Below are 19,455 nucleotides of genomic sequence, written 5' to 3'. Positions count from 1 at the left end.
GTCAACTGCGGCTACCCCTCATCCCGGGCCGCAATCGCTCATGCACAATGCCTCCACGTTATCTCAACTGGAGTCATCATGGAATCCGCCCAAGCACGTCCATCCATCCGATATTTACCCGTCAGCCTGTTCGGCTCAGTGATGAGCATCGCCGGCCTGTCGCTGGCCTGGCGCCTGGCCAGCAAGGCTTATGGCGCCGATATCGCCGTCTCGAATGCCATCGGCGCCGTTGCGCTGATCGTGTTCGTCGTATTGAGCCTCTCCTACCTGGGCAAGCTGCTTCGGCATCCCGAGCTGGTACGCGATGAGTTTGCGCATCCGGTAATCGGCAGCTTCTTTGGCACCGTCGGCATCAGCATCCTGCTGCTCTCCAGCGTGATCGGCGCGTACAGCGCGGACCTGCAACTGGTGGTGTGGGGCGTAGGCGCCGCGGTGACGCTGGCGCTGGCCGTGGTCATGATTTCGCGCCTCCTGAACGGCAACGCTGCGGCGGCAAGCGCCGTGCCCGCGTGGCTGATCGCCGGCGTGGGCAGCCTGGATATCGTCGTCACTGGCGGCGCCTTCACGTCCGAGTGGACGCACGAAGTGAACCTGCTGGCGGCAGCCGTGGGCGGCGTCAGCGCCGTGGTGTTTTTCATCCTGATCTTCTCGCGCCTGGTGCACCACTCGCCGCTGGCGGACGGCATGCGTCCGTCGAAGATGATCCTGGTGGCGCCGTTCGCCGTGGGCTTCATCGCCTACGTGAACCTGGTGCAAAAGGTGGACATGTTCGCGGCGCTGCTGTTCTATTTCGGCCTGTTCCTGTTCGTGATCGTCTGCTACCGCCTGGCCTCGAAACCGGCGCCGTTCTCGCCTTCGTGGTGGGCCATCGGCTTCCCGATGGCGGCGCTGTGCAACTCGGCGCTGATTTATTCCGGTTCGGCCGGCGGCAAGGGCCTCGGCGCCATCGCCATGGTGCTGCTGTTCTTGCTGACAGTGTCGGTTGCCGTGCTGGCTGTCCGCACCGTGTACGCGCTGGCCACCGGCCGCATCCTGACGGCGTGAGGCAGCGATGATGAACACACCTTTAACGCTGGGCTCCAATCTCGACAACTTCGACGACTTCTACGACATGCTGAGCGATTCGCACAACGGCCTGGATGAAGGCCAAAGCAAAATGCTGAACGCCCAGCTGATCCTGCTGCTGTCCAACCACATCGGCGACCTGGCCGTGCTGCGCCAGGCCTTCGCGATGGCGCGCATCAACGTGGAAAGGACGTTGCAGCGCTGAGCTTATGCGCATGCATCCGTTGTTGCCCGTTGCGCCAGCCATTCGCTCACCAGCGGCCACAGCGCCGTTTCCTGGTGCGGCTTGAAGAAGCCGAAGTGGCCGATGCGGCGCTGCCCGAACTGCTGCGGGGCGATGACGCGGTAATCCACTGGTGCCGTGCGGTAGGCGTCGTGCAGCATGCGCGAGCCGGCTTCGAGCAGCAGCTCGTCGTCGCTGAAGGTCAGGGCCAGCACCGGGTACGGCGCGCGGGCGTAGGCTTCGCGCGCGCCGGGTTCGCCGGTCAGCAGATAATCGGGCGTGAGGCACCAGCTGCGCCATTGCTCCATGGCGCCGCGCGGGATATCGCCGAGTATGCCGATGCGGCGGCCGGGGAAGTAGCCGAACAGGCGGCACAGCAGCGGCGTGAGCACATGCCACAGCAGCGGCGCCTGGCGCCGCACGGCGGGCTGGTTGTGCCGCACCGCGCCGCTGCCGACCGCGATGTTGACCAGGCCCGTCACCCGCGCCGCCGACGGCAGCAGCGGGGCGGTTTGGCCGCCCAGGCTGTGGCCCAGCACGAACAGCGGCAGGCCTTCCTGCGCACGGCTCGCATGCAGCACCACGGCGTCATAGTCGCGTGCCACCCAGTCCGAGATGTCCGCTTTGCAGCCGCGCATGGCGCCGTTGCGCGATTCGCCCATGCCCCGGTAATCGAAGGTCCAGGTGCGGTAGCCCTGGCGCGCGAGGAAAGCGGCAAAGTCCGCGTAGAAGGACTGCGGCACCGCCATCGCCGGTGCGATTACCACGGTGGCGCGGGGCGCCTGCTGCGGCTCGTGGCAGTAGGCGGCCAGCGCGTGGCCGTCGTGGGCTTGCAGGAGGTGGCGGGTGCGTGTCATGTGCGGTTCCGTGGTTTGGACTACCAGCTGCGGGAAGGCTCGGCGGCCAGGCTGCGCCAGGCGGCGCCGGCCAGTTCATCGATGGCGCTGCGCGGGTCCAGCTTCACGCGGCCGCTGAGCCAGTGGCGGGCCAGTTCCTGCGCGGGGCCAAGCAGCAGCGGGGCGTACAGTTCGTGCGGCAGGCGCCGCAGGATGCCTTGCTTGAACCAGGGCTTGAGCAGGTCGAGCAAGGTCTTGAAGTGGCCGGCGGTCAGTTCCCGCACGTCCTGTTCGTGCGCGGGCGCCACCGCCTGGCGCCGCGAGAACAGGAAGCGCGCCAGTTCCGGGTTGGCCGTTACCCATTCAAGATGGGTGGCGATCATGGCGTGGATGGCGCGCTCGGCGTCCTCCGCCTGCGCGGTGCGCTCGATGAGCTGCGCCCAGTAGTCGTCCAGTCCCTGCATGAACAGCGCGGCGGCGATGCCTTCCTTGGTGCCGAAATGGTGATAGATGCTGCCCACCGACGCCTGGCTGCGCTGGCGGATGTCGTCGATGGTCGCGGCCTCGATGCCTTTTTCGGCGAAGACGGCGAGGGCGGCGGACAGGATGGCCGACTTGCGCTCTGTTGCGGCGGTCATGGATGGAATGGTATTCATGGCTAGAATATTGTTCTAGAATTTAATTCTAGTCAAGCGCGGCGCTGTTTCGCTCCGGCCGTGCCGGGTTTCACGCCGCGCCAGGGCGTTTTCGTCGCACCGGGGTTGCCAATTGCGCAATGTGCCGGGACAATGCGCCATCGTCCCCAAGTTGCGCCGCCATGTCCACTACCGCCATTGCCGAAGTCAGGCCCGGTTTCCCGTTTCGCCGCCTGGCCACAGACTGCCTGTACGCGCAGGGCCTGAACCTGTTCTGCGGCCTGGCCACCACGTATTTGCTGGGCATGGGCGGCGGCCTCCTGGCCAACTGGCTGATCTCCGCCTGCATCGGCACCATTGCCTGCCTGATGATAGACGGCACGCGGCTGGCGCTGTGGGGCGAGCATCGGCGCCCGAAGTGGCTGCCGTTCCTGCTCGTGGTGGGCGTTTCCGTGCCGGTTGCGCAGACGCTGGGCCTGCGGCTGGGCGGCTGGCTGCTCGGCTATTCGATGGGCAGTTGGAGCAGCAGCATCGGCACCAGCTTGTCTGCCGGCTTGATGGTGTTCACCTTGCTGGCGGCAGCCGCCGCCACCGTCTTCTTTACGAGCCGCGACCGCGTGCTGCGCGCCGAAGCCGCGCTGGCGCAGGAGCGCGCCCGCGCCGAGACCGTGGCGCGCCAGGCGCTGCAGGCGCAGCTGCAATCGCTGCAGGCGCAGATCGAGCCGCACATGCTGTTCAACACGCTGGCCAACCTGCAGGGGCTGATCGCCATCGACCCGCCGCGTGCGCAGGAGATGCTGGAGCAGTTGATCCAGTATCTGCGCGCCACGCTCACGTCGTCGCGCGCCGAGAGCACCACGCTGGCGCAGGAGTTCGCGCTGATGGAGGCCTATCTCGGGCTGATGCGCATCCGCATGGGTGAGCGCCTGAGCTATGCATTCACGCTGCCGTCCGCGCTGCGGGACATGGCTGTGCCGCCCATGCTGCTGCAGCCGCTGGTGGAGAACGCCATCGCCCATGGCCTGGAGCCGAAGATTGAAGGCGGCCATCTGGCCGTGGCGGCGCAGCTGGACGCAGGCGTGCTGTCGCTGACGGTGCAGGACAATGGCCGTGGCCCGGACGCCGGCCCCGGCAAGGACGGCACCAACGTTGGCCTGGCCAACACGCGCGAGCGCCTGCACGCCCTGTACGGCGAGCGCGCCACGCTGACACTGGAACCTGCGGCGCCGCAAGGCGCCATTGCCCGTATTACTCTCCCTGCCTGATCACCATGACCATACGCGTACTCATCGCCGAAGACGAACCTATCCTGGCCGCCACGCTGGCGCATGCGCTGAAGCGCCTGTGGCCTGAAGCTGAACTGGTCGCCACTTGCCCGCACGGCGCGGATGCACTGGACAAGGCGCTGGCGCTGCAGCCGGACGTGCTGTTCCTCGACATAAAAATGCCGGGCAAGACCGGGCTGGAGGCGGCGGAGGAACTGGCGGAGCAGTGGACTGGCGCCAGGCCTTTTCCGCAGATCGTGTTCGTCACTGCCTACGATGAGTACGCGGTGCAGGCTTTCGAACGCGAGGCGGCCGATTACGTGCTGAAGCCGATCAGCGATGCGCGGCTGGGCAAGACCATCGAGCGTCTGAAGGGGCGGCTGGCGGCGCCGCAGCAGCAAGGCGGCATGGAAGCGCTGCTGGGGCAGATGCGGGCCTTGCTGCCGTCCTTGCAGGGCGGTGCGGCCGCAGCGCCGTCAGCGCCTGTCGAGCGCCTGAGCGTAATCCGCGCGGCCGTGGGCAACCAGGTGCGCATGATACCTGTCGGTGACGTGGTGTACTTCGAGGCGCTGGACAAGTACGTCAACGTGGTCACGCACGACAGCGAGGCGCTGATACGCATGAGCCTCAAGGAGCTGCTGCCGCAACTGGACGACAAGCTGTTCTGGCAGGTCCATCGCGGCACCATCGTCAATTCGGCCTGCGTGCTGAGCGCGGTGCGCGACGAGGCGGGCAAGCTGTCGCTGATGTTGAAGCATCGCGCCGAACGCGTGCGAGTCAGCCCGCTGTACGCGCACCTGTTCCGGCAGATGTAGGCAGCGCTGCATCAGTACGCATACTGCGCGGCCGCCACGGCGATGCTGCGCACCTTGCTGCCGGCGATGCCGCCGTAGCGGCGCACGCCCGCGCTGAACAGCCACGGGCCAGGCTTCCACGACACGCCCACGCTGGCGATCTTGCTGCCGTTCTGCGGCTGCCAGAGGACATCTGCCGATACGTCGAAGTCGCCGCTGTCTTGCGCGGCGCGCAACAGCAGATTTTGCTGCTGCTGCGCGCTCGCGGTGCGGTCCAGCCACGCTTCGCCCAGCACCGAGAATTTGGCTTCATTGGTCCAGGTAAAGCCGGCCAGCGCCTTGCCGCCGCCGTTGTTGCCGGCGCTGCGCTGCCAGTGCGGGGCAGCGGTGCGGCTGACAAGCCAGACGTCATGCCGCTGCTGGAGCAGGACAGAGCCATGCAGTTCGAATTCCGGCGAAGCGACCTGCGAGAACGAGACGCCGCCTTCCACGCCGTTGCGCGACGAGATTCGCAGCACCGCGTATTCGTCGCGCGCGCCGTGCTGGCGGTACAGGCGCACGGCCAGCGAACCGTCGTCGCGCGGCTGGTCCTGGCGGCTGCGGCCCGGGTTGGACAGGACTACCGTCAGGGCGCGGTCGGCGTCGAAGGCTTCCCATGCCAGCATGGGTACGCCTTCCAGCGTGACTGGATTGATTGCGCGCCGGTCTTCCTGCTGCACTACGTCCAGCGGGCGGAAGGCGTAACCCACGTCCCAGCTCATGACCTTTTTGCCGGCAGTGAGGAAGCCCGCGCCCAGCGGGCGCTCCAGCGACAGCTCGTTGATCGTGATGCCGCCTCCATTGCCGCCTCCGTTACCGCCGCCGCTGTCTTTGCGCGCGGTGAGCACGCCGCGCACGGCGGTCCGCCAGGGGGCGTTGTATTGCCAGCGCAGTTCGGCATGCTCGAATGTGCGGCCGCTGCGGCCGCTGCGGCCGATGTAATCATCGCCGGCGTCGAGCGACTCGGCTTGGACGCGCAGGTTCAGCGTGGCGCCTTCCTGTGCGGCGGCCGTGGCGGTGTACAGGCAAGCACTCGCGCATGCCGCCGCCAGCGTGCGTGCGAGTGCGCGCATCATGGCGCCACGTCGTTGCGGCTCAGGTACATGGGATTGAACAGTTCGTCGCCGAACTGGCGCGGCTTGTTGCTCTGCACGTGGACCTGCGTTTCGCGGCTGGTCTGGATCTCGTCGATCAACGTCATGCGCGTGACGGAGGTGCGGCCGTTGCGCGTTTCCACACCGTAGCGGGCCTGCTTGATCTTGCGGTCCGAGGCCGCGAACAGGTCGGCATGCACCGGCCGGTAGTCGCTCTTGGCCACGTGGAGCACCACGCGCTGGTAGCTGATGGATTTGCGCAGCGCCGCCAGGGCGAGTTCCAGGCACAGTACGCCGTCCACCTCCAGCTCGCGCACCACGGCGCCGCTGTAGTCCCCGGCCCAGGTCATGTTGGCAATGTCACCGGTGGACGCTTCGCCCAGCAGTTTTTGCATCGGCGTGATGCGCAGCGGACGCGCGCTGCCGGGAACCAGCAGCCAGAAGTCGTCGCCGGACATCAGCACCTTCTGGCCTGCTTCGCCGGGAGAGCGCGACAGCACCAGCGACTTGCCGCCGGGGCGCACCAGCACCTGGTAGCGTTTCTCCTTGTCCGGCTTGCCGTCCTTGAAGGTCTGCACCAGCGTGTCCAGCTGCGCCGAGGCGTCCGGCAGGCGGAAGGAATCTGCCTTCTTCAGTATGGCCTCCACGTCCGCCGCAGCGGCGTGGCTGGCGTGGCCGGCTGCTGCCAGCAGCGCGGCAATGATAAGTTGCTTAAACATGGGCGAGCGCCTCCACAACGGATTGACGTGCAGCCTTGCGGCTGATGAACCACGAGGCTGCAGCCGACAGCAGAGCGACCGCCAGCACCGTGCCCGCATACATGGACGCCGATACCGATACCATCAGCGGATAGCCGTTGCTGCGGCCGGGCGGCGGCGGCATCTGGATGCCGGCCAGCAGCAGGAACAGCGCCACGCCGCCGGCCAGCAGCATGCCTGCCAGTGCGCCGCCGCTGCCCAGTGCCAGCCCCTCCAGCGTGAACACGCGCATCACTTCGCCCGGCGTGGCGCCCATGGCGCGCAAGGTGCCGATTTCGCGCGTGCGCTCCAGCACAGCCATGGCCAGCGTGTTCGTGACGGAGAACAGCACGATCACCAGCACGATGGCGCCGAGGAAGCCGAAGATGCGGTCGTACAGGCCCTTCACGCTCTGGTAAAACACTGCCTGCTGCAGCCAGGTGCGCACTTCCAATGCACGGCCATTCCCGGCGCCGGCTTCGCGCAGGGCGGCGGCGCTGGCGTCCGTGAGCGCGATATCGTCCAGGTAGACGCTCAGCGTGCTCACCTTGTTGGTCAGCAGCAGCGCCTGCGCGGTAGCCAGGTCCACCATGGCCAGCCGCTTGTCGATGTCGGAGATGCCGGTGCTGACGATGCCGGTAACGTTCACGTCCACCGCATTCAGGCTGCCGTTCACGGTGGTGGCCATCAGCGTGAGCACGCTGCCCGGCCGTGCGTTCAGTATCCTGGCCAGGCCTTTGCCGATCACCATGCCCGGGCCTTTGCCGGGCGCCTGGTTGTCCAGCAGCTCGCCCGCTTCGCGCTTCATGAACGGGCCTTTCACCAGGAATTCCTGCGCAGCGTCCACGCCTGTGCCGAGGAAAATTTCGCTCTTGTCGCCATTGCTGACCAGCCCCGAAAACTGCAGGCGGGGCAGCACCCGCTTGACTTCCGGCCGCGCCAGCAAGCGATGCGTGAGCGCCGCGGCGTCCTGCAAGCCATGCTCCAGCGGCATGTTCTCCACGCCGTCGAAGTGGCCGCGCGCGGCCAGCACCAGGTGACCTGTGTCGCGTGCGCTGGCTTCGGCCAGCGACTCGTAGGTGTACAGCGCAAAGCCGCCACCCAGCAGCGCGGCCGCCGTGCCGGTGGCGGTGATGGCCAGTGTGACCAGCGAGCGGCGCCGGTTGCGCATGGCGTTCTTCAGCGCCATCGACAGCCATTTGAATTTAGTGAGCATGGCGGTCTCCTGGCAGCAGCACGCCGTCCGCCAGCGCCAGCGCGCGGTCGCAGTGGCGCATCATGCGTTCGTCGTGGGTGGCCACCAGGAAGGTGGTGCCGTGTTCGCGCGCCAGTTCCTTCATCAGGCCGACAATTTGCGCGGCGGTGGCTGCGTCCAGGTTGGCGGTGGGTTCGTCCGCGATAACGAGCTGCGGCTGCTTGACCACGGCGCGCGCAATCGCCACGCGCTGGCGCTGGCCGCCCGACAGCTGGTCCGGACGGTGCTTGCCCAGCCCATCCAGGCCCACGCGCGCCAGCGCGGCATGAACGCGGCGCGAACGCTCGACAGCGGGCACGCCCAGCAGGTACAGCGGGAAATCCACGTTGTCATAGGCGCTCATCACCGGCACCAGGTTAAAGCTTTGGAACACAAACCCTATGGTCTGGCGGCGCAACAGCGTTTTGCGTGCCTCGTCCGCTGCCAGCAGCGGCTGGCCCGCGTACAGCAGTTCGCCGCAGTCGGCCTGGTCCAGCAGGCCGCACAGGTTGAGCAGCGTGCTCTTGCCGCTGCCGGACGGGCCGGTGATGGCAGCGATTTCGCCGCGCACGACGGCCAGTTCCACGTTGCGCAGCGCATGCACCGTATTGCCGCCCAGGGTGTAGGACTTGCCTACGCCGCGTAGCGACATCAAGGGTTCGGAGGCGCGCATCACTGGCCCAGCTCTTTCAGGCGCGCAGCAGCCTTGGCCGCCTCCGGCGACTGCGGCGCGGCATCCGCCAGTTGGCGCAGATAGCCGGCTTCGTCGGCACTGCGTTTGTCGGCAGCGGCCTGTTTGGCGGCCAGCGCGAGCAGGCGTGCGCGCAGCGGGGCGGGGGACTGGGCGAACACGGGGGACTTCAGCGCCGCGTCCAGCGCGCGCAGGCCGCTGGCGCGGCGGTTCATGAAGTCCGGCAGGGCCAGCAGGGCGCTGGCGGCGACCAGGCGCGTTTCCACGCTTTCGGGCGCGCCGCCGAACAGCACCTCGTCATGCGCCGGCGTGAGCTGGGCCAGCGCCTTTTCGATGGCGTCCGCGCCGCTTTCGGCGAACTTCATCTTGTTCCAGGGAAGCAGCGCATCGCGTCCCTTGAGCGTGGTGGCGGCGCCGTCGTAGGCGGCCAGCAGCGGGTGGCCGGGATGGCTGGCGGCCAGGGACTGGAAGGCGGCTGCCGCCGCGTCGCGCGCGCCATTGTCGCCTGCGGCGCCGGCCTGGAACTGCTGGCGGGCCTGGACGAAGCCGGCGGGCGCCATTTCCTGGGGCGCGGCGGAAGCCAGCAGGCAGGCGCCGCCCAGCAGCATGGCGAGGATGGTTCGTTTCATGGTGTGCTCCGGTGGTTGATCGATAGCGTCAGGCTAAGGATCAATCGGAGCGGCAGCCACCGGCTTGCGACGAAACAGGGTTTGGCGGCGCCGAAACGGGCAGGGCGCGGCGCCGGATTGTCAGGCCTCGGCGGCGATGCGGGCGGTCAGGCCCGCGATCATGGTCTCCATGCCGAAGACGAAGCGGGCGTCGAAATCCGGATCGAAAATGTGTTCGCGCGCCCCTGTCAGGTGCGGGAACATGGCGTGCTTGCTGGCGAAGTCGGCGCCGCGCCGCAGCAGCTCCCTGGCGTCCATCTGTTCCGGCGACACGCCGCTTTCTTCAATCACGAAGCCGAGGATGAAGTACATGATGCCGAACGCGCCCCATGAGGCGGTGCGCGGATGGGCGCCGCCCTCGTGCAGGGGCGCCATCATGGCCTCGCCCACGCGCATCACGTTTTCGGACACCACATAGGTGCCGGCGAATACGCGCGCTCCGTCGCGCCGCGCCAGCAAGGCCCGCCGTACTTCACCCGCTACCGCCATGAGTCTCTGCTGCCAGTTCTCCGCGTTTGGCACGTTGCGCGCCACGTCCTGCATCAGCGCATCCGCCATGCCGTCCAGGAGCACCTGCTTGCTGGCGAAGTGCCAATACAGCGAGGCGGCCTTGATCTCCAGCGCATCCGCCAGGCGGCGCATCGTCAGGCCGTCCAGGCCCGTTTCATCCAGCAGGTCAAGCGCCTTGGCGATCACCGCGTTTTTTTGTATGGCCATTTTTTTCTTTACACCGTTTGTCTAACGGTGTTAGTTTACTATACCTAACGTTGTTAGATTGGAGAAAATATGAAGCTGGAGGCGGATGTGATCGTGGTGGGCGGCGGCCCTGTGGGGCTGACTCTGGCCTGCGAATTGCGGCTGGCGGGGCTGGACGTATTGCTGCTTGAGCGGCGCGCCGAGCGCGTGTCCAACTCGCGCGGCATGGGCATGCACGGGCGCACGCTGGAGATGCTGGGCTTGCGCGGGCTGGCGCCGCGCTTCCGTGAGCGCGCGCTCCCGTTCAGCATCGGCCATTTCGCCGTGCTGGACACGCGGCTGGATTTTTCCGTGCTGGACCCGCAGTACGGCGTGAACCTGGTGATACCGCAGTCGGTCACCGAAGAGCTGCTGGAGGCGCGCGCCGCGGAACTGGGCGTGCGCCTCCAGCGCGGCGCACTGGCGCGCGAGCTGTGGCAGGACGAGGATGGCGTATCCATTGCCGGCGACATCGGCGGCGCAGCCTTCACCGCGCGCGCCGCCTGGCTGGTGGGCGCGGACGGCGGCCGCAGCCTGGTGCGCCGGCAGGCCGGCATTGCATTCGAGGGCCACGCGGCCTCCGTGCACTCGATGCTGGGCGACGTGCGCCTCGGCGCGCCGTTGCCGGGCAAGGCCCACACGGTGGTCAACCAGGCCGGCGTGCTGATGGTGGTGCCGCTGGGCGACGGCGCCTACCACCGCCTCATCTTGATCGACGCGCAGCGCTGCCGCGAACCGTCGCAGCAACCCGCGACTCTGGAAGAGCTGGCCGAAGGCGCATGCCGCGTCGCCGGCTACGACCTGCAGTTGTCGGACGCGGTGTGGCTGTCGCGCTTTTCGGACGAGACGCGGCTGGCCGCGCAGTACCGCAAAGGCCGTGTGCTGCTGGCAGGCGACGCCGCGCACATCCACATGCCGGCCGGCGGTCAGGGTATGAATGTCGGCATGCAGGACGCGTTCAACCTGGGCTGGAAACTGGCCAGCGTGGCGAAAGGGGAGGCCGATGTGGCGCTGCTGGACAGCTACGACAGCGAACGCCGCGCCGTCGGCCAGCAGCTGCTCGCTAACACCATGGCCCAGACCGCGCTGCTGACAGCCTTCGACACGCGCGGCCTGGCGCTGCGCCAGCTGATGAACGGCCTGCTGCGCGATCCAGCGACGAACCGCGCGCTGGCGCTGGAAGTATCAGGCTTCGGCATTGCCTATCCGGCCAGCCTGTCCATGGCCCCGGGCGGCTGGCGCCTGCTGCAAGAATGGACCGGCGCGCGCGTGCCGGACTGGCCGCTGCAACTGGAGAGCGGCGAGCAAGTGCAACTGCACACGCGGCTGCATGGCGGCCGCTGGCTCTACTTGCGCCTGCGCGACGATGCCCCGGCCGGCGTGGACGTGCCGGGCAGCCTGCAAACGGTGCGCGCCGCGCTTGGCCAGCCGCTGCCCGGCCTGGACGGTGCAGCCGCGCTGCTGGTACGCCCGGACGGCTACGCCGACTACGCGCTGGCCTGATCGAAAAAATTTGGACCGGCTCTGGTCAATTCGAAATCCCGCGTATATAATTCGGGCCTCAATTCCCTGATAGCTCAGTCGGTAGAGCGACGGACTGTTAATCCGCAGGTCCCTGGTTCGAGTCCAGGTCGGGGAGCCAGAATACAAAAGGGTCCGTGTTTTTCACGGGCCCTTTTTTCATTGCCTCTGGCAATTGTGTCGTGCTCAAGTACCAGCGGCGCGTGACCAAGCTGACGCAAAGCACCGTGACGCTGCGCGAGCCGATCCCCGCCGCCCAGTTCGGAAGAAATGGTGCGGCACGGACGTTTTCATGGCTGACCCCAGTCGTAGTCCATGTGGCGCGCGGTGGCGAGCGCCAGCTCGCGTCCCGCCAGCCGCTCGACCAGGTGCAGCGACAGGTCGCCGCCGGCCGTGACACCGCCGGCGGCGACGATGGCGCCATTGTCGACCAGGAGCCGCTTACCCTCTATACGCAACTCGGGAAACGCGGGGGGGGCGCCCCGGCCGCGCGCTGCTGCGCTGGTACCTGCTGGCCGTCGAGCAGCCCGGCCTGCGTGAGCAGGAAGGCGCCGGTGCCGATTGCGGCAACCAGTTCGCAGTCGCGGGCGACGCGGGCGATCCAGGCGGTGACGTCGGGCCTGGCCAGTTCGGCGTCGATGACGCCGCCGGGAACGATCAGCAAGTCGATGTCGGCGCCGCCGAAGTCGGCCTCGGGGAAAATGGTCAGGCCGGCGCGTGCGCGCAACAGCGCCGACGTGCGGCCGATCGTGCGAACCCGGAACGGCGGCGCGTCCGGCTTCGTCTTGGCGCTGACGCGCGTGGCGCAGGTGAATACCTCATAGGGGCCGGTGACGTCGAGAACCTCGACGTTGTCATAAACATAGATGCCGATGGAGCGGGTCATGCGTGCCTCCTGAAACCAAAGGCGGTATCTTCCCATTTCCGCGCTTGACACACATGACATCGATGGTTGAATATCTGCCAATATGCACGCCGCTCAATATCCCAACCCAGATTCCGCCCCGGCGCCCGCCATCGACGTGTGGCTGCTGGTGCTGCCGCGCTTCGCGCTGCTCGACGCCACCGGCCCGGCGCAGGTGTTCTCCACCGCAAACGACGAGGCGCGCGACGCGGGCCTGGCCGCGCCGTACGCAATACGTATGGTGTCGCCCGGCGGCGGCCTTATCGCTTCCGCCGCCGGGGTAAGCGTGCTGACCGAGCCGCTGCCCACCGGCCGCCTGGCCGGATCGACTCTGATTATGGTGGGCGGACGCGGCCTGGAAGACGGCAGCAGCCCTGCGCTGACGCCGGACGTCGTGCGCTGGGTGGCCGACGCCGGCGGCGGGGCGAATGCCGTCGCGCGCTGCTGCTCGGTGTGCACCGGCGCCTTCCTGATGGCGCGCAGCGGATTGCTGGACGGGCGCCGCGCTGTCACCCACTGGCAGGACGCGGCGCAGCTGCAGGCCCAGTTCCCGGCCATCACCGTGCAGGAAGACGCCATCTATATTAAGGACGGCCCTATATATACGTCTGCTGGCATCGCCGCCGGCATCGATCTGGCGCTCAGCCTGGTCGGCGAGGACATGGGCCGCCCCTTCGCGCTGCGCGTGGCCAAGCGGATGGTGGTGTTTCTCAAACGCCCCGGCGGCCAGCGCCAGTTCAGCTCCGAATTGCTGGCGCAGGCCGATCCGCAGGGCTTGCACGGCCAGCTGACGGCGTGGTTGCGTCCGCGCCTGAAGCAGGCAATCGATGTCGACCAGATGGCCGCCGCGTTTGCGCTTTCGGTTCGCTCACTGCACCGCAAGCTGCAGCAGGAGGCGGGCGTGTCGCCGGCGCAGTTGCTGCTGCGGCTGCGCATGGAGCGCGCCTGCGCGCTGCTCGAGCAGGGCGGCATGACGGTCAAGCGGGCCGCCGGCCAAAGCGGCTTTGGCAGCGAATACAATCTGCGGCGCGCGTTCGCCGCGCAGCTGGGCGTGGTGCCCAGCGAATACCAGGCGCGCTTTGGTTGATACGGCAAGCGTGCGCATACGCCGTCGGCTGCTGCCGCTACTTGCTGCGGCTGTTCGGGGGCGCGGTCTTCGGCGACCGGGGCGTGCGCCTGGAGGGCAACAGGATCGATGCCGGGACAGATGGCCGCTGAACAAGCCGGAGCATCTGCTGCGATTGGGGAGGAGGAGCCGGCGGCAGGCGCCGGCTGCCAAGGCCTGGCTTACAGACTTTTCACCTGCAGGGTGTGCTCTGCCGTTTTAATGTTCAACAGGCGGTCGATGTTGGGATGGTTTCCCGGGTTGGCGCGGGCATCCAGGGTGTGCTCCGCGTAAATCTTCAGGCCCAGTTCCGCTGCTTCCGGGGTAATCGCGCCGAACGTTTCGCCCAGCCAGCGATAAACCCGGAGCGATCCCGCCTGGCCCGGTTTGTTTTCGATCTTTGCCACTGGCGTGCCCGACGGGTCGACAAGCTCGATTGCTGCAACCGCATCGCTTGCGGGAAGCAGGGAGAGGTTGTCGGAGAATTTATCGCTGAAGTTTGGTAGTTGCATAGGTACTCTTGCAAGGTTTGGTGTGGTTAAACCCGTATTGTCACAGGTTTTGGCGCCGGCGCACATTCCCCTAGACAACGCCGCCTTCCCCAGCCAGGTTGCCTGCTACATATTGACAATCGGAAATTCTACAAAAAAGTACTATTAATCAACTATTGCTGTGAGTTTCCCCTACGCCGTGCACATTATGGCAACGGCAATTGCCGCAGATGGCTGAATGAGGTGGACGGCTGCAGCACCGGCCAGTATCCTTGCGATATGTACACGCGGGCAGCGCCCGCGAATGGAAAACAAAAGGGATGAAGATGGTAACGGATGAGAAGGTTGTATATGGCACCGAGGACTTGCTGACCAGTCTGTGCGACTCGGTCACGCGCGTGCTGAACATCGCCACGCAGAGCACGGTGCACTATTCTGCGATGGTGCAGCGGATTACCAAAGTGGGCCTGAAGCCGGACATCGGCTGCTTCGTGCTGTTCGACGGCGGCTTTACCGGCCTGGTAGTGCTGAACTTCGGCAAGGATACGGCCATGGAGCTGTACGAGCGTTACATGCTGCACATGGGGATGCCCAAGTCCGAGCTGGCCGGCTCGCACACGTCGGACGAAGTGTCGAACATCCTGGGTGAGCTGATGAACCAGATCGTGGGCGACTTCACCGGCAAGATCCGCCGCGAGCTGCAGACCAACATCACGCAGAACCAGCCGAAAATGCTGGTGCTGACCAAGCAGGTGATGCTGAACGTGGACACGCCGCTGGACCGTCCCGAAATGCGCCGCGTGTCGTTCTACACCGAGAAGAACAATGTGTTCTACCTGGAGCTGGCGATCGACCGCACGGAGTTCATCCGCCTGCACGAATTCGACGCGATGGAAGCGCCGGACCCGGACGAGCTGATGGACATGGACCACTCCAGCCCATCTTCGGACAGCTCCTCGGCAGCGTCGCAGGAAGACAACGACGAGCTGCTCAAGTCTCTGGGCATGTAAGCTGCCAGGCTGCCGCCTCAGCGCGGCAGCAGCGCCGGGCAGAAGCCGTGGCGCGCTTCAAAGGGATTGAGCCACAATTCCTTGCGCCCGAACAGGGCGGGATCGAGCTGCCTGTTGGGCAGCTCGAAGCGTTTACGGGTGCACAGTTTGGCGCGCCGCAGGTCGTTGCGGTGGTAGTCCAGCACCAGCCGCTCCAGCGAGCCGTCCTTCAGCAACGCCTCCATGCCGGCCGTGATGCGGCGGTGCAGCCGCGTTTCGCCCGGCGCCACGAAGAACAGCGACGGAATCTGGTCGTGCAGCAGCAGGGTTTCTTCCACGGCCAGTGCGGGATAGTCCTGCTTGTGCGTGTCGTATTCGGCGAAGATTTCGTTCACGCCGCGCGGCAGGTAGTCGAAGCGGCCCGCCATCAGCATCTGGAACAGGCCGTTGTAGCTGCTGCCGGTCACCACGGACAGGTGCGCCTCCTTCAGCGATTCCAGCGTGGCCCAGGCGCTGCCGCTGCCCGCCCTCAGGCGGGCCAGCTGGCCCAGCGTGTGGGCGGCGCGCAGCGCGGGCTGGGTCTTGGCATCGATCAGGAAGATGCGCCAGGATTGCAGGCCCATGTCGATGGGGATGGGCACCGGCTTCAGTTCGCGCATCCAGTTGGCCGTTGCGGGATAGGCAGTGAGGTTGACCAGCTTGCCGTCCTTGAGCGCTTCGAACAGGCGCGGACGCTCCATGTGCACCGCTGCGTGGCGGATCTCGTAGGGACCGAATTCGGGCACCGTGCGCTGCAGGACGGCGTTCAACAGCGCATTCGCGTATTCTCGCCGCCGGTCTGCCTTGGACACCGGCTGGTCGAATATGACGATATCGGTGGCTGCAGCCTGGCCGGCCGCCAGCAGGGCTGCGGCCAGCGCGGCGCGAATGCAAAGGCGGGCTATCGGTTTCAACATGGCGCCAAGATACTGCATCATCGCGTGACCGTCCACAAATGCAAACTATCAATACCACAGCAGTTTGGCTAAACTAAGTTCTATGAAGAAAACAACATTAATTCGCGTCGTGCCGGCCGTTGCCGCCGGCGCCGTGGCGCTGTATGCCGGTATCGGCTTCCTGGCGCTGCCTGCCATTGTTAAAAGCCAGGCGCAGCAATTCACCGCCGACAAGCTGCACCGCCAGCTCACCATCGACGAGGTGAAGTTCAATCCCTTCACGCTGGCGATGGAGATACATGGCTTCAAACTGATGGAGCCGCACGGCGGCGCTGTCTTCGCCAGTTTCAATGCGCTGTCGCTGGATCTGGCGGGCGAGTCGATCTGGCGCATGGCGCCGGTGGTGCAGCAGGTGCGGCTGGATCAGCCATACGTGCACCTGGTGCGCACGGACGCCAATCACTACAGCATAGACGACATCATTGCGCTGGCCGCGAGCCAGCCGCCATCGCCGGAACCGGCGCGCTATGCGGTCAATAATATCCAGCTCGAAGGAGGGCGCATCGCCTTCGAGGACAGGCCGGCGCAAGCCACGCATGCGGTGGAGGGGCTGAAGCTGGGCGTGCCTTTCGTGTCGTCCATGCCGGCCGACGTGCAGGTGTTCGTCGAACCTTTGCTGAGTGCGAAGATCAATGGCGCGCCCTTGCTCCTGAAAGGCAAGGCACGTCCGTTCGGCGAGTCGAAGGAAGTGCTGGTGGAGCTGAACCTGGATGACGTGGCGCTGCCGCGCTATCTGGAGTATTTGCCGGGCAAGCCGAATTTCAAGCTGCCCAGTGCGTCGCTTAGCACGCGGCTGACGGCGAGCTTTGTGCAGCCCAAGGACAAGGCGGCTGCGCTGATCATACGCGGCGACGCCAGCCTGAAGAACCTGGCGCTGACGCAGCCGGACGGCAAGCCTATGCTGAAGCTGGCCGCGCTGGATGCCAAGCTGGCCAGTCTGGATATATTCGCGGGCCGCTACGATCTGGCGCGCGTGGCTTTCGATGGGCTGGACGTGGACGTGGCGCGCGACCGCAAGGGGCAGCTAAATGTTGGGCAGTTGATGCAGCCCGCCGCTGCGCCGGCCGTGGCGTCGGCCGCTGCGCCGGCACGCGCGCCGTCGGCCGCGCCGCCGGCGGCTGCAGCGACAGCTGCGACGAAGCCCGCGCCAGCGTCGGCGGGCACGCTGGTGTCGCTGAAAGAGCTGGAGCTCACCAATTCGTCGCTGCGGTATGCGGACGACACGCCGCAAGGCGCGACCAAGGCCGGCGTGGAAAAATTCGCCTTGTCAGTGCGCGGCATCGTGGCGGATACGGGCAAGAAAACCGTGGCCATCGGCGAAGTTGCATCGTCCAGCGCGAACATCGCTTACACGCAGGGCAAGCGCGTTGAAGCCGATGCTGCGCCAGCTGCCGCCAAACCCGCCGCGAAGGCAGCGGACGATGCGCCTTACCTGGTGACTGTCGGCCGCCTGAACGTCCAGGACTGGGCCGTGCGCGTGGAGGACCGCAGCCATGCCGAGCCTTCCATCTTTGCGCTCTCGCCGGTGAGCCTGGCGGTGGAGGGCTATTCCACGGCCCCGGCCAGCCGCAGCAAGCTGGATCTGAAAGCCGCTGTCAACAAGAACGGCCAGTTGGGCATCTCCGGTACGCTGGGGCTGGAGCCGTTCAACGCCGACCTGGCGCTGGACCTGAAAAATATCGGCATGCTGCCGCTGCAGCCTTACGCCACCGACTACGTGAACTTGCGCTTCACACAGGCGGCCGTCAGTACCAAGGGCAAGCTGTCGCTGGAGACCGGCAAGGACGGTGCGCTGAAGGGCGGCTTCAAAGGGGACGCCAGCGTGAACAACCTGGCCACGGTGGATAAGACCAGCTCCAATGACTTCCTGAGCTGGAAGGCGCTGTCCTTCGGCGGCATGGACGTGAAGCTGCAACCGTTCGCCATGAGCGTGGACAAGGTGGCGCTCAGCGACTTTTTCGCCCGTGTGATTATCGACCCCACCGGCCGGCTCAATGTGCAGGACATCAAGCGCAGCGCCGCCAATGAGGACCGCAGCCTGACCGAAGCCGGCTCGCGCGCGAAGGACGCCATCGCACAGGCCAAGGCGGCCAAGCTGGCCAAGGCGGACAAGGCGGACAAGGCCGCCGCGCGGCCCGCCGCCGGGGCAGGCGTTGCCGCCGGCCCGGCCGCGTCCGCCGTTGCCGCCGCACCGGCAGGCGATGCGGCGCCGCTGCCGCCTATCCGCATCGGCCAGCTTGTATTGTCCGGCGGGCGCGTGCGCTTCACGGACAACTTCATCAAGCCCAACTACACCGCCAACCTGAAAGGCATAGGCGGCACCGTCTCCGGCCTGTCGTCGGACGCGAACAGCAACGCCAATGTCTCCCTGCGCGGTGAAGTGAACAGCGCACCGCTGCTGATCTCCGGCCGCATCAACCCGCTCAAGCGTGACCTGTCGCTGGACCTGAAGGCGGAAGTGCGCGGCATGGAGCTGGCCTCCCTGTCCACTTATGCCGACAAATACGTCGGCTACGGTATCGAGAAAGGCAAGCTGACCTTCGAAGTGGCCTACCAGCTGGAAAACCGCGCCCTGAAAGCCGAAAACCGCCTGGTGCTGGACCAGCTCACCTTCGGCAGCGAAAGCACCAACCCGCAAGCGACCAAGCTGCCCGTGGGCCTGGCCGTGGCGCTGCTGAGCGACCGCAATGGCGTCATCGACATCAACGTGCCGATTGGCGGCTCGCTGGACGATCCCGAGTTCTCGGTTGGCGGCATCATCCTCAAGATCATTGGCAACGCCATCGTCAAGACGGTGACCGCGCCGTTCGCGCTCATCGGCTCCCTGTTCGGCGGCGGCGAGGAGCTATCCAAGCTGGACTTCGACGCCGGCCGCGCCAGCCTGCTGCCCGCCAGCGAAACGCGGCTGCGTTCCCTGTCCAAGGCGCTGACTGAGCGTCCCGGCCTCAAGCTCGACATCACCGGCCGCGTCGATCCTGCCGCCGACCTGGAAGCGCTCAAGCATGTCGTCATCGAACGCAAAGTGCGCCAGCTCAAAACGCGCGACCTGCAAGCGCGCGGCGCTTTGCCTGAAGGCGGCGTGGAAGTGAGCAAGGAGGAGTACCCGGCGCTGCTGGCGCGCGTGTACAAGGACGAGACCTTCGCCAAGCCGAAAAACGCCATCGGCCTGCAAAAAACGCTGCCGCCGGAAGAAATGGAAAAGCTCATGCTGGCCAATTCCACCGTCTCCGACGCCGACGTGCTGGCCCTGGGCGCGCGCCGCGCCCAAGCCGCCAAAGAGTGGCTCACCACCACTGGCGCGGTGCCGGCCGAACGCATATTCATCGTCACGGCGAAGGCGTCTCCGTCATTCTGCGGCGTGGATTTTGCCCTGCGTTGAAAATGGTGCATAACACATATCATGAAAAAAATGTTGTTCGCATCGATATAGGACA

At 66.3% G+C, this 19,455-nt stretch carries 20 protein-coding genes and 1 tRNA gene; 9 read left to right on the top strand and 12 right to left on the bottom strand.

Annotated features, from left to right (window positions below; translation table 11 throughout):
- Positions 1-78 precede the first annotated feature (78 nt).
- Both ACFJI2_RS18255 and ACFJI2_RS18250 read left to right on the top strand, forming a co-directional pair.
- Positions 79-1,044: an SLAC1 anion channel family protein gene (locus ACFJI2_RS18255; RefSeq protein WP_377701300.1), complete on the top strand. Its 966-nt coding sequence runs from the start codon at positions 79-81 to the stop codon at positions 1,042-1,044.
- A gap of 10 nt (positions 1,045-1,054) precedes the next feature.
- Positions 1,055-1,270 (top strand): DUF2783 domain-containing protein, encoded by a 216-nt coding sequence (locus ACFJI2_RS18250; protein WP_377701299.1) that lies wholly within the window; start codon positions 1,055-1,057, stop codon positions 1,268-1,270.
- 2 nt (positions 1,271-1,272) lie between these two features.
- Here the strand turns inward: ACFJI2_RS18250 and ACFJI2_RS18245 are convergent, their stop codons facing one another.
- Positions 1,273-2,145: an alpha/beta fold hydrolase gene (locus ACFJI2_RS18245; RefSeq protein WP_377701298.1), complete on the bottom strand. Its 873-nt coding sequence runs from the start codon at positions 2,143-2,145 to the stop codon at positions 1,273-1,275.
- A 20-nt stretch (positions 2,146-2,165) separates the two neighbouring features.
- Positions 2,166-2,780: a TetR/AcrR family transcriptional regulator gene (locus ACFJI2_RS18240; protein WP_377701297.1), complete on the bottom strand. Its 615-nt coding sequence runs from the start codon at positions 2,778-2,780 to the stop codon at positions 2,166-2,168.
- A 161-nt stretch (positions 2,781-2,941) separates the two neighbouring features.
- Between ACFJI2_RS18240 and ACFJI2_RS18235 the strand changes: the two genes are divergently transcribed.
- Positions 2,942-4,024 carry a sensor histidine kinase gene (locus ACFJI2_RS18235; protein ID WP_377701296.1) on the top strand — a complete coding sequence of 361 codons (1,083 nt, stop codon included), beginning with the start codon at positions 2,942-2,944 and terminating at the stop codon, positions 4,022-4,024.
- A gap of 5 nt (positions 4,025-4,029) precedes the next feature.
- Complete coding sequence (locus ACFJI2_RS18230; RefSeq protein WP_377701295.1) at positions 4,030-4,839, top strand: LytR/AlgR family response regulator transcription factor; 810 nt, start codon at positions 4,030-4,032, stop codon at positions 4,837-4,839.
- A gap of 11 nt (positions 4,840-4,850) precedes the next feature.
- Here the strand turns inward: ACFJI2_RS18230 and ACFJI2_RS18225 are convergent, their stop codons facing one another.
- The 6 genes from ACFJI2_RS18225 to ACFJI2_RS18200 all read right to left on the bottom strand — a co-directional run bounded on the left by ACFJI2_RS18225 (position 4,851) and on the right by ACFJI2_RS18200 (position 9,998).
- The gene (locus ACFJI2_RS18225; RefSeq protein ID WP_377701294.1) at positions 4,851-5,933 is read right to left on the bottom strand and encodes a hypothetical protein; all 1,083 of its coding nucleotides are present in this window, start codon (positions 5,931-5,933) and stop codon (positions 4,851-4,853) included.
- A complete protein-coding gene (locus ACFJI2_RS18220; protein WP_377701293.1) occupies positions 5,930-6,670 on the bottom strand; it encodes an outer membrane lipoprotein-sorting protein in 741 nt (246 codons plus the stop codon). The genes ACFJI2_RS18225 and ACFJI2_RS18220 overlap by 4 nt, the downstream gene beginning before the upstream one ends.
- The gene (locus tag ACFJI2_RS18215; protein WP_377701292.1) at positions 6,663-7,904 is read right to left on the bottom strand and encodes an ABC transporter permease; all 1,242 of its coding nucleotides are present in this window, start codon (positions 7,902-7,904) and stop codon (positions 6,663-6,665) included. Before ACFJI2_RS18215 ends, ACFJI2_RS18220 begins: the two co-directional genes overlap by 8 nt.
- The gene (locus ACFJI2_RS18210) at positions 7,894-8,595 is read right to left on the bottom strand and encodes an ABC transporter ATP-binding protein (protein ID WP_377701291.1); all 702 of its coding nucleotides are present in this window, start codon (positions 8,593-8,595) and stop codon (positions 7,894-7,896) included. The genes ACFJI2_RS18215 and ACFJI2_RS18210 overlap by 11 nt, the downstream gene beginning before the upstream one ends.
- Positions 8,595-9,242 carry a hypothetical protein gene (locus tag ACFJI2_RS18205; protein WP_377701290.1) on the bottom strand — a complete coding sequence of 216 codons (648 nt, stop codon included), beginning with the start codon at positions 9,240-9,242 and terminating at the stop codon, positions 8,595-8,597. The genes ACFJI2_RS18210 and ACFJI2_RS18205 overlap by 1 nt, the downstream gene beginning before the upstream one ends.
- A 120-nt stretch (positions 9,243-9,362) precedes the next feature.
- Positions 9,363-9,998: a TetR/AcrR family transcriptional regulator C-terminal domain-containing protein gene (locus ACFJI2_RS18200; protein ID WP_377701289.1), complete on the bottom strand. Its 636-nt coding sequence runs from the start codon at positions 9,996-9,998 to the stop codon at positions 9,363-9,365.
- A gap of 69 nt (positions 9,999-10,067) precedes the next feature.
- Between ACFJI2_RS18200 and ACFJI2_RS18195 the strand changes: the two genes are divergently transcribed.
- Positions 10,068-11,519 (top strand): FAD-dependent oxidoreductase, encoded by a 1,452-nt coding sequence (locus tag ACFJI2_RS18195; protein ID WP_377701288.1) that lies wholly within the window; start codon positions 10,068-10,070, stop codon positions 11,517-11,519.
- A 63-nt stretch (positions 11,520-11,582) separates the two neighbouring features.
- Positions 11,583-11,658: transfer RNA gene (locus ACFJI2_RS18190), tRNA-Asn, on the top strand.
- Positions 11,659-11,827: 169 nt separating this feature from the next.
- Here the strand turns inward: ACFJI2_RS18190 and ACFJI2_RS18185 are convergent.
- The gene (locus tag ACFJI2_RS18185; protein WP_377701286.1) at positions 11,828-11,995 is read right to left on the bottom strand and encodes a hypothetical protein; all 168 of its coding nucleotides are present in this window, start codon (positions 11,993-11,995) and stop codon (positions 11,828-11,830) included.
- Positions 11,986-12,423 carry a DJ-1/PfpI family protein gene (locus ACFJI2_RS18180; RefSeq protein WP_377701285.1) on the bottom strand — a complete coding sequence of 146 codons (438 nt, stop codon included), beginning with the start codon at positions 12,421-12,423 and terminating at the stop codon, positions 11,986-11,988. Before ACFJI2_RS18180 ends, ACFJI2_RS18185 begins: the two co-directional genes overlap by 10 nt.
- An 82-nt stretch (positions 12,424-12,505) precedes the next feature.
- On the opposite strand from ACFJI2_RS18180, the gene ACFJI2_RS18175 reads away from it, so the two are divergent.
- The gene (locus tag ACFJI2_RS18175) at positions 12,506-13,528 is read left to right on the top strand and encodes a GlxA family transcriptional regulator (protein WP_377701284.1); all 1,023 of its coding nucleotides are present in this window, start codon (positions 12,506-12,508) and stop codon (positions 13,526-13,528) included.
- Between the two features lie 200 nt (positions 13,529-13,728).
- Here ACFJI2_RS18175 and ACFJI2_RS18170 read toward each other — a convergent pair whose 3' ends face one another.
- Positions 13,729-14,058, bottom strand: coding sequence for a DUF2322 family protein (locus tag ACFJI2_RS18170; RefSeq protein WP_107980485.1), 330 nt, complete (start codon positions 14,056-14,058; stop codon positions 13,729-13,731).
- Between the two features lie 305 nt (positions 14,059-14,363).
- Here ACFJI2_RS18170 and ACFJI2_RS18165 point away from each other — a divergent pair, with 305 nt between their 5' ends.
- Positions 14,364-15,047: a DUF3334 family protein gene (locus tag ACFJI2_RS18165; protein WP_377705864.1), complete on the top strand. Its 684-nt coding sequence runs from the start codon at positions 14,364-14,366 to the stop codon at positions 15,045-15,047.
- Between the two features lie 17 nt (positions 15,048-15,064).
- On the opposite strand, the gene ACFJI2_RS18160 is transcribed toward ACFJI2_RS18165, so the two are convergent.
- Positions 15,065-15,982: a hypothetical protein gene (locus ACFJI2_RS18160; protein WP_377701282.1), complete on the bottom strand. Its 918-nt coding sequence runs from the start codon at positions 15,980-15,982 to the stop codon at positions 15,065-15,067.
- An 82-nt stretch (positions 15,983-16,064) separates the two neighbouring features.
- On the opposite strand from ACFJI2_RS18160, the gene ACFJI2_RS18155 reads away from it, so the two are divergent.
- The gene (locus tag ACFJI2_RS18155; protein ID WP_377701281.1) at positions 16,065-19,400 is read left to right on the top strand and encodes a DUF748 domain-containing protein; all 3,336 of its coding nucleotides are present in this window, start codon (positions 16,065-16,067) and stop codon (positions 19,398-19,400) included.
- Positions 19,401-19,455 lie beyond the last annotated feature (55 nt).

This window comes from Pseudoduganella sp. UC29_71 (assembly GCF_042693265.1).
Lineage (GTDB): Bacteria > Pseudomonadota > Gammaproteobacteria > Burkholderiales > Burkholderiaceae_D > Rugamonas.
Note: the sequence above shows the minus strand (reverse complement) of the source record. Positions and strands in the feature narration are given on the sequence as shown.